The sequence below is a fragment of the Leptolyngbya sp. UWPOB_LEPTO1 genome (genome assembly GCF_017302695.1).
In the GTDB taxonomy this organism is placed as follows: Bacteria; Cyanobacteriota; Cyanobacteriia; order Leptolyngbyales; family Leptolyngbyaceae; genus Leptolyngbya; species Leptolyngbya boryana.
The window spans coordinates 132,891-148,123 of record NZ_JAFLCJ010000015.1 but is presented as its reverse complement, the minus strand read 5'-3'; the positions used below and the strand labels follow the sequence as shown (position 1 = coordinate 148,123).

The following is a 15,233-nucleotide window of genomic DNA, read 5'->3' as shown; positions in this document are numbered from 1 at the left end:
GTGAATCACTTTGTCCTCGGTAGTTTAGCACTCTTCTTTCTTATCGCTCTTTCTCGGTATGTTACGCAGGCAAGAATCCTGCGGCAGCAGACCGATCGAGAGCGATTAGTCAATCAGATTGCTCAGCATATCCGTGAATCTCTGAATCTCGATGAGGTGCTAAGTCGAACAGTTGAGGAAGTTCAACGCTTTTTGAACGTCGATCGAGTCCTCATCTATCGGCTTTGGGACGATGGAACGGGTTGTACGATTCACGAAACCGTCTTACCGCCTTATCCCAAGATTCTAGGACAAGGGTTTCCAGAAGAGGTGTTTCCCCAAGAGTACCATCAGGCTTACTCTTGGGGGAAAATTCGGGCGATTACGAATGTTGAGCAAGCAGATGTAGAACCTTGTTTAGCAGAATTTGTGCGGCAGTTTGGGGTGCAGGCAAAGTTAGTTGTCCCCATTCTGCAAAAGCATCGTGAGCCTCTCGAACAACCCTATCTTTGGGGACTGTTGATTGCTCATCACTGTCGGAGTCCTCGCCAATGGAAAAATTGGGAAGTGGAATTGATGAAGCAACTTGCGACTCAAGTTGCGATCGCGATTCAACAATCCGAACTCTATAACCAACTTCAGCAGCTAAATTCTGATTTAGAGCAGCGAGTTCAACAACGCACCGCAGAACTAGCAGCAGCGAATGTTTCTTTAAGAGCAGAAATCATCGAGCGACAACGCACCGAACTCGCTTTACGTCATACGAACGATACCTTACAAGCTTTAGTTACTGCTTCGCCCCGTGCCATTTTGATGCTCGATCGAGTCGGGCATGTGCAGATTTGGAATCCAGCCGCCGAGCAGATGTTTGGCTGGACTGAAGCAGAAGTACTCGGTCATCCGAGTCCCATTCGTCTCGATGATCCGTTAGAAGGAGAGACGAGCTTACAAAAGAGTGTACTAGCAGGTAAAACGCATCCGCGAGTCGAACTCTGTCGGCATTGCAAAGATGGAACCGCGATCGACATTATTTTCTCGGCTGCACCGCTGCAAGATAGTCATGGCCAGATCAACGGGATGGTTGCTGTGATTGCTGATATTACTGAGCAAAAGCAACGAGCAGAACAATTACGACTCTTACAATCAGTCGTTGTGCATACGAACGATGCAGTGATCATTACTGAAGCTCAACCGATCGATGAGCCTGGTCCTCGCATTCTCTATGTGAACGAGGCTTTTACGCGCATTACAGGCTACGAGGCAGCAGAAGTTTTAGGAAAAACGCCTCGAATTCTGCAAGGAGCAAAGACCGATCGTGCTGAACTGCAAAAAATTCGCAATGCGCTCGATCGATGGGAATCTGTCACCGTAGAAGTGATTAACTATCGGAAAGATGGCTCAGAATTTTGGAATGAATTTAGCTTAGTCCCTGTTGCCGATGCTCAGGGTTGGTATACCCATTGGATTGCAGTCCAACGCGATACCACTGCTCGAAAACGGGCAGATGAGATTCGATTAGCACTAGAGCGCGAGAAAGAACTGAATCTCTTAAAAACTCGCTTTTTCTCAATGGCATCTCACGAGTTTCGCACTCCACTAAGTACTGCTTTAGCTGCTGCTCAAGTGTTAGAAACTTCTCAGGTTGAATGGAACCAGACTGAAAAACGATTGCGCAATCTGCACCGCATTCAAGATTCAGTCAAAAATATGGTGCAATTGCTAGATGACATTCTGACAATCAACCGCGCTGAAGCTGGAAACCTAGTTTTTCATCCCAAACCACTGTGCTTAGACCAGTATTGTCATCAGTTTGTTGAGGAAATGCAACTGAGTGCAGGGAATCAGCATCATCTCACTTTTACTTGTCAAGGAAAGCCTTGTTCGATCGAGCTAGATGAGAAGTTAATGCATTCTGTCTTGTCCAATCTGTTATCGAATGCGATCAAGTACTCTCCAAAAGGCGGAACTGTCAAGCTAGCATTAGAATTTCAATCGGATGCAGTACTTCTCAGCGTTGAAGATGAAGGCATTGGCATTGCTCCAGAAGATCAGCGGCGACTCGTTGAACCCTTTTATCGCGGTAAGAATGTAGGCTCGATTCCGGGCACTGGTCTAGGTTTAGTTGTTGTTCAAAAATGCGTGGACTTACATCAAGGAACAATGCAGATTACGAGTACACCTGGAAAAGGAACGACTTGCTTACTGAAGCTTCCCTTGAAGCGCTAACGAGAAACACCCAATCAGTCTGAGTAGGAAGGTGAAATGAATTGGAAGATAGTCGCTCTTGTTTGCGTCCCGCCCTAAACTGGAAGTCCGGGCTAACTGTGCGAAGTAGGTTGAAACCCACTGAAGAAGCCGTTTTCATCGGCTGTTAGTCCCAGAGCGGACTTCGCACAGTTAGCCCCGAATTCATTCCGGGGCGAGTGAGCAACGAAGCGCGAGAACTTGCTGAACTGATTTTGATCTACTTAATCGTTCACCCAAGCCAAGCTGATAGAGAGATAGGGAGCAATCTGAGCATAGGTTCTCCCCACTCCCCACTCTGCAAAATTCATGCAGTTTGACGACTTCACCACTCTAGCCACATTGCCCGCGCTGTCTCAGCAAGTGATCACACAGCACCAATGCAACCATCGCCTCCACCATCGGAACCGCACGCGGCAGCACACAAGGATCATGTCTTCCCTTCGCTGCTAACGTCACAGCTTCACCCGTATTCGTCACGGTTTTCTGTTCTTTGCGAATCGTTGCCGTCGGCTTAAATGCAACTCGAATGACGATATTTTCACCATTGGAGATGCCACCTTGCACGCCGCCCGATCGATTGGTCACTGTCCGCAGTCGTCCCGACTCATCGGTATAAAATTCGTCATTATGTTCGCTTCCGGTCATTCTCGTTCCCGCAAAGCCTGAACCGATCTCAAAGCCTTTCGTCGCTGGAAGTGACATCACGGCTTTTGCCAAATCCGCCTCTAGCTTGTCAAACACAGGCTCCCCTAATCCCATCGGAACTTGCCGCGCCACACATTCGACGACTCCACCGATCGAGTCTCCTTGCCCGCCCGTTTTCTGAATCAAATCGATCATTGCTTCTGCACAATCGGGATCAGGACAGCGAACAATATTGCTTTCAACTTGGTCTAAGGTGACGGTATTCGGATCAATAGCTGCTTCAAGGTCTTTAATTTGTTTGACATAAGCTACGATTTCAACGCCGGATTGCTGCAAGATTTTTTTCGCGATCGCACCTGCTGCAACTCGTCCGATCGTTTCTCTTGCAGAAGATCTTCCCCCGCCTGCAACGGCTCGAATCCCATATTTTGCATCGTAGGTTGCATCGGCATGTGACGGGCGATACTTGACTGCCATTTCGGTATAGTCTTGCGATCGCTGATCTTTATTCCGCACCATAATCGCGATCGGCGTTCCCAACGTTTTGCCATCGACGATGCCGGATAGAATCTCACAGTGATCCGCTTCATTTCGAGGCGTTGTAATCTTGCTCTGACCGGGACGACGGCGATCAAGCTCGACTTGGATCTCCTCCGCAGAAATCTCAATCAGGGGCGGACAGCCATCAATCACAACCCCGACTCCACCCCCATGCGATTCGCCAAACGTACTAATCCGAAATAAATGCCCAAACGTGCTGCCCATGTGATCTCTATTGATTGCGTAGGATGTCGATCGTAGCGGAAAAAAGTACTCTAAGGAACACTTCAGAATCCTTGGGATTCTAAAAATTGGAGCTATCTATAATGATTTCCACAATGTCGAAAATCCTACAATCCTGTCTCACCCTTGGAGCCGTGCTGCTGCTGAGCAAATCTGCGATCGCAGCAGAGCGAGTTATTTTCAGATACAAAATTTTGCAAGAATCCGTTTCTGTGCCAGAACTCGCCACCTTCGCAGAGACGGGACAAGCTTCACCCGATTTACAAACTTATTTCCGTCTCTCGGGTCAAAAGCCAGAAACGGTGCGTCAGACCCTCACTCGCCCGATTAAGGTGAATCCAATTGTGCTCGATCGAGTTCTGAATAGCCCAGTTGGCAATACGGTACTCGACCAATTAGGTAAAGCGATTCAAACTCCAAAAGGTGGAGCAGAACGGCAAGCACTTCGGGGTGCTTTGGCAGTTTCAGCCAGTGATGGAAGATTAACCGTTTTGGAAATTTTGCAGAATTATCCGACGCAGGAAGTCGTTGTCGATGGCGATCGCATTGAAGAGGCGTATCGTCAATTGAATCAATTTGTCGATCGTGTACGCAATCCGCTCGATCGATTGCTGCGCTAAATAAAATAGCCGAACTAACCTTAGCTCGGCTTTCAATGAACACCATTGAAAATTAATAAGCTAACGTTTCAAGCGTTTCACGCAAATACTGATGAACTAGCGCATCTAGATCTTGACTTTGGGACGTCCGATCCAGTTGCCAGCTTTGAAACCCTGAACTTTCAGAGATCGCAAGCTTCAAGCTTTCCCACATTTGGGAATCGCTCAATTCGGCTGCATCAGCGGGATAGGAGGAGTTAGCCATAAAATACCTTTGTGTGAGAGAGCAAGACTGATTAGCATAACTATTCCAGAATAACGTACTCACCAAAAACGTCTGTGCTGTTGAAGACATTTTCGGGATCAAGTCGATTTCGGAACGTCCAGCGGCGGCACGATTTGATTCACCGGAATTCCAAATACGAGAAATCGTTTGGCAACTTGATCGACTGGAATCGGTTCAAGCTGCATGACATCTGCATCACTCGATGCCATGACGAGAAAAACACTGAAGGGAACCTGCACAAACAAATTGCTGGCAAGAAAGCCGATCGCGGCAACAATTAAGCCCAATCCATGAGACGAAATCGGGGTGATCGCTTCTGCAATGGGCGCGATCGCATAAATCCATCTCAGAATCAGCACCAACACTAAAGCGACTAAGCCAATCCCGATCGGACTTCGCCGCACCAGAAACAGCGCTAATAGTTTTCGTTGCAATTCACTCAACCGCTCCGGCCGCAATGCCACGAAGAGCAGACTAAAAATACAGAAGGGTTTTTGAGACTGCATCCATGCGATCGGCGCAATTCCCGCGATCGCAACGAGTCCAATTTCTAACCAAGGCGGCAAAATCGGATCACCGGCGGCAAATCCCAAGAGGCAAATCAGCAACGATAGCGGCAGTGCCGCAATTCCTGCAAGATGAATCCACAAATACGGATCAGACCAGAACGATTGCATAAGCCAATGTCGGAGGCAATAACTGAATTAGTATATCGTTCCGAGGAAACTGCAAAAAACAAAGGATAGAAATCGAAAAGCTAGACTTCGCTTTTGTTTCCTATCCTTTATTTTTCGACTGAACTACGAGCTTATGAAATGGTCACGACAGCCTGATCGGTACGTTGTTGCTTGAGTGCTTGAAGCTGTTTGAGGAGGGAATCAGCCTCAGCTTGCAAATCTTGCAGCTTTTCTTGTTGGTCGGCTCCATAGAGAAGTTTTAGTTTCTCTAGGGAAGGATTCGATGCACCTGTCTGAGGTTCACAGACTGCTGTGTTACTAAACTGTCCGTTTGAAGCGTTAGATTTCATATCGTTAGTGATTTGTACTTACTCACACCACCAGAATATCTTAACCTGAACTTTACAGAAGTTTGTATTCTGGTATTCATTTCTATGACGATATCAGATTTTTCCAGTTCCGGCGAAATTGTCAAGAGGTTCAATAGATTTGAAGATGATATACCGCTGTATTGTACGCTACGGATGACGATCGTTTTTCTCAATTTCGGACATTTACATAGACTAAAGAGTTGTAAAAGGTAGTGAGAATTACCCCTGGGATCAGAGATAGTGTTCATAATTAGGCATTGAAAATTGAAGCCACCAAACTGTGATATTCACAACTCGCCTTCATTTCTCTCGCGAATATCTAATATGTTCGGTACGCCCTGCGGATCACCATCTCGCTATTCGGATCAGACAAGCTCAGCGATCGACGATCTCCCGTCTGTCTCAGCGTCAGGAATGGGTTTAAAAATAAGGAACCGCCTAAACCGAAGTTCAGGCGGAGTGTGGTGTGAGGAGTGAACGGAAACATGCGTCTCCGCTACCCTCATTGTAGACGACAGAATCTGTTTTACCAGGCAATCTTGCAACTCCTGGTAAAACTCTTAAAGAATTGATCAAAAGATTATCGAAGCGTTCGCAATCCTTAAATAAAACTCAGGAATCATGCTGCTTTTCGACTGCTTTTATTTGCCCATGCCTAACTGTTGAGCTTTCTGATAGACCTTGCCTTCAGTTAACAACGAAGGCGCAATCACCACCTCAACTTGCTGCATTTCCTTGATATCTTTCGCGCCTAACGTACCCATACTGGTTTGCAGTGCGCCCAGTAAATTGTGCGTCCCATCATCTAATTGAGCAGGTCCACGCAGAATTTGTTCCAAGGTTCCCGTCGTTCCGACTCGAATCCGAGTTCCTCTCGGCAAGACTGGACTCGGTGTTGCCATACCCCAGTGGAATCCTCGACCTGGCGCTTCTTGAGCACGCGCAAACGGCGAGCCAATCATCACTGCATCCGCACCGCACGCAATACATTTACAGATATCACCGCCAGTAATTAAACCTCCGTCCGCAATCACAGGCACATACTTACCCGTTTCACGCTGGAAATCATCGCGGGCAGCCGCACAGTCTGCAACCGCAGTTGCTTGCGGCACACCGACTCCCAACACGCCTCTCGACGTACAGGCTGCACCCGGTCCAATGCCAACCAGAACGGCTGCGGCTCCAGCTTTCATCAAATTCAGGGTCACTTCATAGGTCACACAGTTTCCGAGAATGACCGGGATCGGCATTTCTTCACAGAATTTCGCCAGATCTAAAGGTGCGATCGATTCAGGAGACAAATGCGCAGTCGAAACCACCGTTGCCTGAATGAAGAACAAATCTGCACCTGCTTTCGCTGCGATCATGCCAAATTGACTTGCGCCTGCTGGAGTCGCGCTGACTGCTGCAATGCCACCTTGCGACTTAATTTCTTGAATGCGCTTTTCGATCAGTTCGGGCTTGATCGGTTGAGAGTAGAGTTCTTGCATTAAAGGCACAAACTCAGTCGGTCCTACTGATGCAATGCGATCGAGAATTGGGTTCGGGTCTTCGTAACGCGTTTGAACCCCTTCTAAATTGATGACACCTAACGCTCCAAGCTGAGAGAGTTTGACTGCCATGCCCACATCGACAACGCCATCCATTGCAGAGGCGATGATGGGAATCTCGCGCTCAATGCCGCCGATCGTCCAACGCGTATCGGCTAGTTTCGGATCTAGTGTCCGGTTCCCCGGAGAAAGGGCAATTTCATCGAACCCGTAAGCTCTGCGAGCCGTTTTACCTCTACCGATTTGAATATCCACGCCAATGTTCCCCAAGAACTAATTGGATAAGAGTATCAAATTTCAATCCGAATTGTGTGAGAAAAGCCAACGGAAAAATGATCAGGTAGCTGACAATACTGTTTCTTCTTTCCATTAATGTTGTGGCGCTTTCTTGATCAATTCGATTTTCTCGTTCCAAGTCTCTGAAGCGACACGGTTGGAAACGCTCGTATTTGAGGTGAGAGACGGTAAGATTGGCTCTAGTACTTCCCGCATATCCTTTTGCCTTTTTGATCCATGTTTGACACTGCTCAGTTAATTCAAAATGCTCAGTACCTCGGAATTGCCACGATCGCGTTCGGCGTTTTAGCGATCGTCGCTTTTCTCTTCAAATGGGGAATTCGATTCCGCTTAGTCGGAGTCACCGGATTTATGGCAGTGCTCACCGGAGGCATCTTTGCACTCAGCTTGGGATTGTATACTCGTCCGCAAATTCCAGACTCGATCCATTATTCACGCGTATTTGATGCAGGAGCGGCGCAAGTCGTGATCACTGTACCGCCAACCGTGACCGAATCTCAAATTGAAGCGACGTTGAAACAAGCTGCGATCGACATTTTCTCTCCGGGTCGCTTATCTCAAGGTTCTGATCAAATGACGATTCGCTTGCGGACCGTTTTGCATCCAGAACCGGGAGTTTCGCAACCTTTATATTTAGGTGAAGTTCGGCGATCCCTTGCCATCCGCGAAGATGAAAACGCTACGATCAAGTTGTATCGTGAAAGCTTGGCACAACTGCCCAAGCCAGCCGCTTAACGTTTGTTTCTCATCTCTGAACATGCCTAAATTGAATCCGATTGTTTCGTTGTCGATCGCACCTGCTCAAGTTGTTCGCGGGTTTAATGCGATCGAACAAGTTGGGGATCTGATTGCGCGCCTCGGTTCTCGTCCTTTGCTGATTGGAGGAGATCGATCGCTGGATGTCGTCAAATCTCGGTTCAAGTCTGTTTTCAAATCTCACTCGCTCAGTGCTGAGAAAGCTTCTTATGGCAAGGATTGTAGTGAGAAGACTTTGGCGAATTTGAAGGCAGCCGTTGCGGGTCATCAGGCTGATTTGATTATTGGAGTGGGCGGTGGAAAAGCACTGGATACTGCGAAATTAGTCGCGTATCAGTGCAATTTACCGATCGTGACGATTCCCACGTCTGCTGCAACTTGTGCGGCTTGGACTGCTCTCTCCAATGTTTATTCCGACCAACATGCGTTTCTCTATGATGTTGCGCTAGCGCGTTGTCCGGATCTGCTGGTGCTCGATTACGATTTGGTCGCGACTGCACCGCAGAGAACGTTGGTTGCAGGTATTGGAGATGCGATCGCGAAATGGTATGAAGCTTCGGTTAGTAGCGGTCATTCTGACAAGACGTTGCTGATTGCCGCAGTTCAACAAGCGCGAGTGTTGAGAGACATCTTGTTCCAGAAGTCTCAAGCTGCATTGCTGAATCCTTTGGGATCAGATTGGCAGGAAGTAGTAGATGCGTCGGTATTAATGGCAGGTGTGATTGGCGGAATCGGTGGGGCACAATGCCGAACCGTTGCGGCTCATGCGGTTCATAACGGACTGACTCATTTACTAGAAAGCCATCATGCACTGCATGGCGAGAAAGTTGCTTTTGGCATTTTGGTACAGCTTCGACTCGAAGAGATGCTGCAAGGGAATGTACTAGCAGCAACTTCTCGACAGCAATTGTTGAAGTTTTACGATGAGATTGGTTTGCCGAAGACTTTGGCAGATTTAGGATTAGCTGAAGTAACGATCGCTCAACTTCACCAAGCAGCGGAAGTAGCTTGTTCAGAGAACTCTGACATTCATCGATTACCGTTTAGTGTCGCTCCGAGTCAATTGATGGCGGCAATGGTTTCGACCACGGCTCCTGATTCGACGATGCGAACTGAGATTGAAGAGATTCAGCGATCGTGCGACAGAGGCGAGATTGTGCAGTAAGAACGATCTCACGTTGAAATGAGGTTGATTAAGTTGCTATCAAGTACAGTCGAATCAACCTCTGTATGGAAAAGAAAACTTCTGCCGCACCCCGCATAAGTTCAATGTAGAGCATATTGAGAGTAACTAACGACCAAGCTCACCGGACGCAAGAAATCTTTGTAACTCAGCCGACCAGCTTGTGGTGTTCCGGTGCAGCGACTGGTTATGCCTCTGGCTGCTCAGATGGTACCTGCGACTGAATAAAGCTGTGTCCACGATCAAACCGTGGAATCATTCTACAGTTGAGCTGTCTAAGTTCATCAATGATGTCAGGACTATCAAAGTCTTTGGAGTTTCGATTTAAGAAGCAAGCCTGTTCTGGTAAATCTTGTCGTAAATGAGTAATAACTGATGCGTATACAAGAGCATCTTGCGGTGTTAAGTCGTAAGCAGTTTCATAAGAGGCTGCTTCGCTCAATATATTGGCATTGAGCGCAACAATTTCTCCAACTTTAAGGAGTCGATCTCGACATTGAACAAAACGATGCCTTTCTTCCTCGTTACTCTGAATCATCAAGCTAGCAATATCCTGAATGCTCTTGATACGACTTGCATAAGGGGCTGTACGTAAAAGCTGCCGCAACTCAGCATCTAACGAGTGTTGCAGTTCTCGACGACTTCGTGCTTGGCGGCTCAGTTTTTCATGAGGTTCAGCAAGACTATAAGCTGGAACGATGAGCTTTGCTTTTCCTGCTTCACACAGTTGCAAAATCTGCTCACAACTTGAACACTGCTCTTGCTCAAAGGTTAGTTCTAAAACAAAGTTTGTCTCAACATAAATATTCACGCAGCCGCCTCATGCTCAAGCTTTCCTCCCACTAAGGCAGCATAAAGCCCTGACTCAATTAACCACTGTTGAGAAGCATCAATGTTCTCAGGCAATTGATTTGAATGAATTATTTCTCCAAGCCAAGAGGCAACTATGAGTTCTAGACTAGCTCCACTGATTTGATCTGCAACTACTCCTGCCCTCTCAAAGTAGGGTTGAAGAATTGGGAATGCATCAATAGTGTAGGTAGGTTCGCTCTGATCCTGATAAGCTTGACTATTAGACCATAGGTAAAATTTATCTGGGAAAACCATCAAAAAATACGGAGCTTTTGGAAAAGTTCCGTGTGCAAGGATATTTCGACGTAGCTTTGCTGCCCACTCCGGCGATACATTGGTTTTGCGCTTGACCTCAACGACAAGGGTCAGTTGACCGCTACGATTATCAACTGACAAGTCCCAATGTGAATCAGGTCTCATAACCATAATTTAGATTCGCCCGCGAAACCGTTACCCACTATTTAAGGCTTACATTAATTGTAATGCAACTTCTAGCCAATAGATTTTTAGGAGATTTTTAGGTGCGTCCTCACCGGGATCTAAGAGGCATAACTATTATTTGGACTGAAAGTTTCCGCCTAAGATCCCAATTTGAGGCACTTAGCCTGAATTCTTCTGCCTAAGTCCGGATTGAGCCACTTAGCCCGACACGATTTCCGCATAATACCCCTCGACAGAGATCTTAGGCGGAAACTTTCCGTATTTCTTCCAAAAGAGAACCTGTGGCTGTCTGCCTAAGATCCTGAGTAACAGAATTATGGAGTTAGGATTTGCCCTGATGGAGCCACGCCCCAGAAAACTGCTCGAACAAGTCTCTGACCTGTTGCGGGTGAAGCATTATTCCTATCGCACTGAACAAACTTATATTCAATGGATTCGGCGCTGTATCCTGTTCCACAACAAGACCCATCCCAAAGATATGGGAAGTCCAGATTTTGTAGGATTTTTGTATGTGGTGTAAGGAGCGATCGAGTACACTCTTTGCGATCGCTCCTCGAATAGCTTCATTCGCACTAGAGCAAAGATTCGACGATAATGACGATAATAAATAGAGTATCGAGTTTGGTCGCTGCCCATGACTCAGCAATTGATCAATACGGATGAAATCGTCACCGAGCTAGACATTAGCCATTTGACGTTGCCTTCGGCACACGAGTACGTGTCCGAGGATGATACGCCCGTGGACAACCTGCAATCTGAGAAACAACAACGGTTATTGGTGGAACCGCTTTACAGTTCCAGACCAATTCCGGCACCGTTTCTCGCCGCAGCAAATGTCGGACTGTTCTACATTCTCAAAGGCGATCCGATCGTGCCAGACATGATGCTGAGTCTCGGAGTGCAATGCGCGGACGATTTTTCGCAAAGGGAAAATCGCGCTTATTTTGTTTGGGAATTCGGCAAACTCCCAGAAGTTTGTATTGAAATTGTCTCGAATAAAGAGGGCGACGAACTGACGTTGAGTTCTAAGTCGAAGCAGAAGGGAAAAACGACTGCCAAAAAAGACTTGTATGCCCAAATTCGCATTCCTTACTATGTCGTGTTTGATCCCTTGCGCCAGATTCAGACCAAACCGGATATGAATCAAGCCCTTTTGCGGGTATGGTCAAATTCGGCAGGGCGTTATATAGAGTTAACTCCTACCCAGGGAATCAACGATGTCGGGCAGGTAGTATGGCTCGAAGAAGTGGGATTAGGACTGACGCTCTGGTCAGGACAATTTGAAGAAGATATTACGCGAGTTTGGTTGCGCTGGTGCGATCGCACCGGGCAAGTCATTCCCACAGGAGCGGAACGAGCGGAGACAGAACGATTACGCGCAGAGACGGAACGGCAGCGAGCAGAACGACTCGCAGAAAAATTGCGATCGCTAGGAGTTGATCCAGATCAAATCTAAGTAAGCCTCGTAAATCCGCATATGTTGGAGGGGTTGAATCTGCGGTAGAATAGCCAACTCAGCCATACAAAATGTCGTCCTGACTCCGTTTCAATCCCATGAATTTGCCCTGGATTTCTCCTGCCGATCGCTTAACCAAGCTTCCTCAGTATGTGTTTGCACGTCTCGATGAGCTAAAAGCCAATGCCAGAGCGCAAGGCGTTGATTTAATCGATTTAGGGATGGGAAATCCAGACGGGGCGACTCCAGCCCCGATCGTCGAATCTGCGATCGCAGCCATTCAAGACCGCAAACATCACGGTTATCCTCCCTTTGAAGGCACTGCAAATTTTCGTAAAGCGATTACCAATTGGTATCAACGCCGATATGGAGTCATGCTTGATTCAGAGGGAGAAGCGTTGCCCTTGTTAGGCTCAAAAGAAGGCTTGACTCATTTAGCACTCGCCTATCTTGATCCGGGAGATGTTGTCCTCGTTCCTAGTCCTTCTTATCCGCCCCATTTTCGCGGGCCCTTGATTGCGGGTGCGACACTCTATCCGTTGATGCTAAAAGCAGAGCAGGATTGGTTGATTGATCTGGGCGCGATTCCGGATGAAGTCGCTCAGAAAGCGAAAATTCTGTATTTTAACTATCCAAGTAATCCAACCACGGCAACAGCTCCGCGCGAATTTTTTGAAGAAATTGTCGCCTTTGCCAAGAAGCATGAGATTTTGCTCGTTCACGATCAAGCGTATGCAGAGTTAGCGTTTGATGGGTATCAGCCCACGAGCTTGCTCGAAATTCCAGGCGCGAAAGAGATTGGAGTCGAGTTCCACACGCTGTCTAAAACCTACAATATGGCAGGTTGGCGAGTTGGGTTTGTCGTCGGGAATCGTCAGGTGATTCAAGGCTTGCGGACTTTGAAGACGAATCTGGACTATGGAATTTTCTCAGCGATTCAGACTGCGGCAGAAACCGCGTTGAATTTGCCCGATCGCTATTTGGTCGAAGTTCAAGAACGCTATCGCACCCGCCGAGATTTTCTGATTGCAGGCTTAGCTGAATTAGGCTGGTCTGTTCCGAAACCGAGTGCAACGATGTATCTCTGGATTCCTTGCCCACCCGGTATGGGATCAACCGATTTTGCGCTGTCCGTGCTGCAAAAAACTGGAGTCGTTGTTACTCCGGGGAATGCATTTGGCGCAGGCGGAGAAGGCTATGTGCGGGTGAGTTTGATTGCAGAATGCGATCGCTTAGGAGAAGCCCTGAACCGATTAAAACAAGCCAATATCCGATTCGCTTAAGAGAAATCAAATTTTCCCAGTAGAACCGCGATCTGACGGTATCATATTCGACGAATTGATACAGGCACAAGGACATTCTCATGGGTCATCACCTACTCACGATCGAGCAATTTGCAGACGAAGGAATTCGGTTTCCAGGATATATCGTGAGTAGTACTGCACCGATTAATGTCGAAGACAAAGAAGAAATTACAGTTGCAAGAGATCCCAACGAAGTCTTAAAAGAAATTGCAGATTATCTCAAACAGCATGAAGGCAATGCTGAGATTTTAATCGCCATTCACGGTTATAACTCTAGCCCATCTGGTTCAAGATGGTGGTACGAAGAAACGCGAAAATACATTGGCAGAAATTTTGACGCGCAAGTTTCTCCGGGGTTTGTTGTGATTGGATATCGCTGGCCTTCTGAGCAGGTTTTGCCAAATACAGGCAGTTGGATTAAGAATGTTCAAAAATTGACGAAATTTCTTCGTATCGCTTTTAGGGCGCTGCCGAAACCTTTAGCGTTGGCTGGAATTTTTGGGATGTCGATCTGGGCAATTGGCGCAGTTTTGAACACGGCGATCGCAATTTTTAAAGTCATCAACGATTTAACCATTCTGATTGCTTCCTCCGTTGTCCTCACAATTTCACTGTTGATCCTTGTCGTTATTCTGACTGTTTTTGTACTGCGCGTCTCTGGTTATTTTCGAGACACGTATCGCGCAGCAAATTATGGAGTTGCTGATTTAGTTGAATTTATTCGTCAGTTAGATAAGCAGATTGTTTCTCAATCTCCGACGGACAATCTGAGGCAAAACTATGAGTTTTGGGAACAGGAAGAAAATAACGATCGCCGAATTCGGTTGCATTTTATCGGTCACAGCATGGGCGCGTATGTTGTGACGAATACGGTGAAAGTATTGTCAGATGTTTTCGATCGTAGATCGATCGGAAATTTAGAAGTCACAGACAAAGAGAAGTGCCCTTCTTCTAATATTGGCAATGTTTTTCGCTTAGGACGATTAGTCTTGGTCGCGCCTGACATCTCATCAGAATCGATTATCTCAGGACGAGGCAATCCTTTACGATCGTCGCTGCGCCGCTTTGATGAAGCCTATCTCTTTAGCAATGAAGGCGATATGGTTCTGAAGATTGCTTCAACCGCAGCCAATTATTTTAGCTTTCCGGCAAATACGCGCGATGGTGGCTATCGATTGGGCAATGTTTTAGTCAAATCTCCAAATGCCACCGTCGAAAAAATGGGAATTGTCAATTTAGATGATCAAGGAATTCTGATTCCGTTCAAGAGTGAAGAGTTTCTCAATTGTCTTTATTTGCACGAAGGTGTTCCACTTTCAGCCCGTCAAAAAGAAGTTGGAGTAGAAAACGAGCGGTTTATTGCTGAGCTTTTCACATACTTTGATTGCACCGACTACAAAGAAAATGGCAAAGGAATCGTGAGCAAGGCGTTAGGAAAATCGTTTTTAAGCTTTTGGGATTATGTGACTCTCATTTTCTCAGGAATTGATGGACATGGTGGCTTTTTGTACAATTCTGATGCGCATTTTTGTCGTCAAATTATCTATGGGTTGAGCAGTCTTGGATTTGAGAAATTTCTCGCCACGATCGATCCCAATCAAGGAGATCGCCGATATCTACTCAAGCTCTTTTCTCAACACTGCCAAGCAAAAGGCATACAGGTTTTACTAGCAAATGAGCGATACGATGTCAGTATTTTGAAATTTGGGGAAAAGAGTCGTCAGGGATATTAAAGAAATCCGAGGTTGAGGAATATTTTGAGCAGCAATAAAACCTGTGCCTAGAATATCGGTCTGTTTAATGATCG

16 protein-coding genes are annotated in these 15,233 nt (G+C 46.8%); 8 read left to right on the top strand and 8 right to left on the bottom strand.

What is annotated here, in order from left to right; translation table 11 throughout:
- Positions 1-2,205, top strand: coding sequence for a sensor histidine kinase (locus J0L70_RS21585; protein ID WP_287455818.1), 2,205 nt, complete (start codon positions 1-3; stop codon positions 2,203-2,205).
- Positions 2,206-2,556: 351 nt separating this feature from the next.
- Here J0L70_RS21585 and aroC read toward each other — a convergent pair whose 3' ends face one another.
- A complete protein-coding gene (gene aroC, locus J0L70_RS21580; RefSeq protein WP_017290978.1) occupies positions 2,557-3,636 on the bottom strand; it encodes a chorismate synthase in 1,080 nt (359 codons plus the stop codon).
- Positions 3,637-3,749: 113 nt separating this feature from the next.
- On the opposite strand from aroC, the gene J0L70_RS21575 reads away from it, so the two are divergent.
- Positions 3,750-4,274, top strand: coding sequence for an alpha/beta hydrolase (locus tag J0L70_RS21575; protein ID WP_017290977.1), 525 nt, complete (start codon positions 3,750-3,752; stop codon positions 4,272-4,274).
- Between the two features lie 52 nt (positions 4,275-4,326).
- Here J0L70_RS21575 and J0L70_RS21570 read toward each other — a convergent pair whose 3' ends face one another.
- From J0L70_RS21570 to J0L70_RS21550, 5 genes are all read right to left on the bottom strand, one after another.
- Positions 4,327-4,518, bottom strand: a complete 192-nt coding sequence (locus J0L70_RS21570) for a hypothetical protein (protein WP_017290976.1) — start codon at positions 4,516-4,518, stop codon at positions 4,327-4,329.
- 98 nt (positions 4,519-4,616) lie between these two features.
- Positions 4,617-5,216 (bottom strand): low-complexity tail membrane protein, encoded by a 600-nt coding sequence (locus J0L70_RS21565; protein WP_287455817.1) that lies wholly within the window; start codon positions 5,214-5,216, stop codon positions 4,617-4,619.
- 131 nt (positions 5,217-5,347) lie between these two features.
- Positions 5,348-5,566, bottom strand: coding sequence for a hypothetical protein (locus tag J0L70_RS21560; protein ID WP_017290974.1), 219 nt, complete (start codon positions 5,564-5,566; stop codon positions 5,348-5,350).
- A gap of 340 nt (positions 5,567-5,906) precedes the next feature.
- On the bottom strand, positions 5,907-6,074 hold the full coding sequence (locus J0L70_RS21555) for a hypothetical protein (RefSeq protein WP_190649508.1): 168 nt from the start codon (positions 6,072-6,074) through the stop codon (positions 5,907-5,909).
- 154 nt (positions 6,075-6,228) lie between these two features.
- Positions 6,229-7,392 carry a GuaB3 family IMP dehydrogenase-related protein gene (locus J0L70_RS21550; protein WP_017290973.1) on the bottom strand — a complete coding sequence of 388 codons (1,164 nt, stop codon included), beginning with the start codon at positions 7,390-7,392 and terminating at the stop codon, positions 6,229-6,231.
- Positions 7,393-7,650: 258 nt separating this feature from the next.
- Between J0L70_RS21550 and J0L70_RS21545 the strand changes: the two genes are divergently transcribed.
- Both J0L70_RS21545 and J0L70_RS21540 read left to right on the top strand, forming a co-directional pair.
- Complete coding sequence (locus J0L70_RS21545) at positions 7,651-8,169, top strand: Ycf51 family protein (RefSeq protein ID WP_017290971.1); 519 nt, start codon at positions 7,651-7,653, stop codon at positions 8,167-8,169.
- A gap of 22 nt (positions 8,170-8,191) precedes the next feature.
- Complete coding sequence (locus J0L70_RS21540; protein ID WP_287455816.1) at positions 8,192-9,355, top strand: iron-containing alcohol dehydrogenase family protein; 1,164 nt, start codon at positions 8,192-8,194, stop codon at positions 9,353-9,355.
- 205 nt (positions 9,356-9,560) lie between these two features.
- Here J0L70_RS21540 and J0L70_RS21535 read toward each other — a convergent pair whose 3' ends face one another.
- Both J0L70_RS21535 and J0L70_RS21530 read right to left on the bottom strand, forming a co-directional pair.
- Positions 9,561-10,184: a PIN domain-containing protein gene (locus tag J0L70_RS21535; RefSeq protein WP_287455815.1), complete on the bottom strand. Its 624-nt coding sequence runs from the start codon at positions 10,182-10,184 to the stop codon at positions 9,561-9,563.
- Positions 10,181-10,645 (bottom strand): hypothetical protein, encoded by a 465-nt coding sequence (locus J0L70_RS21530; RefSeq protein WP_287455814.1) that lies wholly within the window; start codon positions 10,643-10,645, stop codon positions 10,181-10,183. Before J0L70_RS21530 ends, J0L70_RS21535 begins: the two co-directional genes overlap by 4 nt.
- A gap of 337 nt (positions 10,646-10,982) precedes the next feature.
- Between J0L70_RS21530 and J0L70_RS21525 the strand changes: the two genes are divergently transcribed.
- From J0L70_RS21525 to J0L70_RS21510, 4 genes are all read left to right on the top strand, one after another.
- Positions 10,983-11,186: a phage integrase N-terminal SAM-like domain-containing protein gene (locus tag J0L70_RS21525; RefSeq protein ID WP_268179789.1), complete on the top strand. Its 204-nt coding sequence runs from the start codon at positions 10,983-10,985 to the stop codon at positions 11,184-11,186.
- 114 nt (positions 11,187-11,300) lie between these two features.
- On the top strand, positions 11,301-12,122 hold the full coding sequence (locus J0L70_RS21520) for a Uma2 family endonuclease (RefSeq protein ID WP_287455813.1): 822 nt from the start codon (positions 11,301-11,303) through the stop codon (positions 12,120-12,122).
- A 98-nt stretch (positions 12,123-12,220) separates the two neighbouring features.
- Positions 12,221-13,405 carry an aspartate aminotransferase gene (locus tag J0L70_RS21515; protein ID WP_287455812.1) on the top strand — a complete coding sequence of 395 codons (1,185 nt, stop codon included), beginning with the start codon at positions 12,221-12,223 and terminating at the stop codon, positions 13,403-13,405.
- A gap of 80 nt (positions 13,406-13,485) precedes the next feature.
- Positions 13,486-15,159, top strand: coding sequence for an alpha/beta hydrolase (locus J0L70_RS21510; protein WP_287455811.1), 1,674 nt, complete (start codon positions 13,486-13,488; stop codon positions 15,157-15,159).
- The last annotated feature ends 74 nt before the right edge of the window (positions 15,160-15,233 follow it).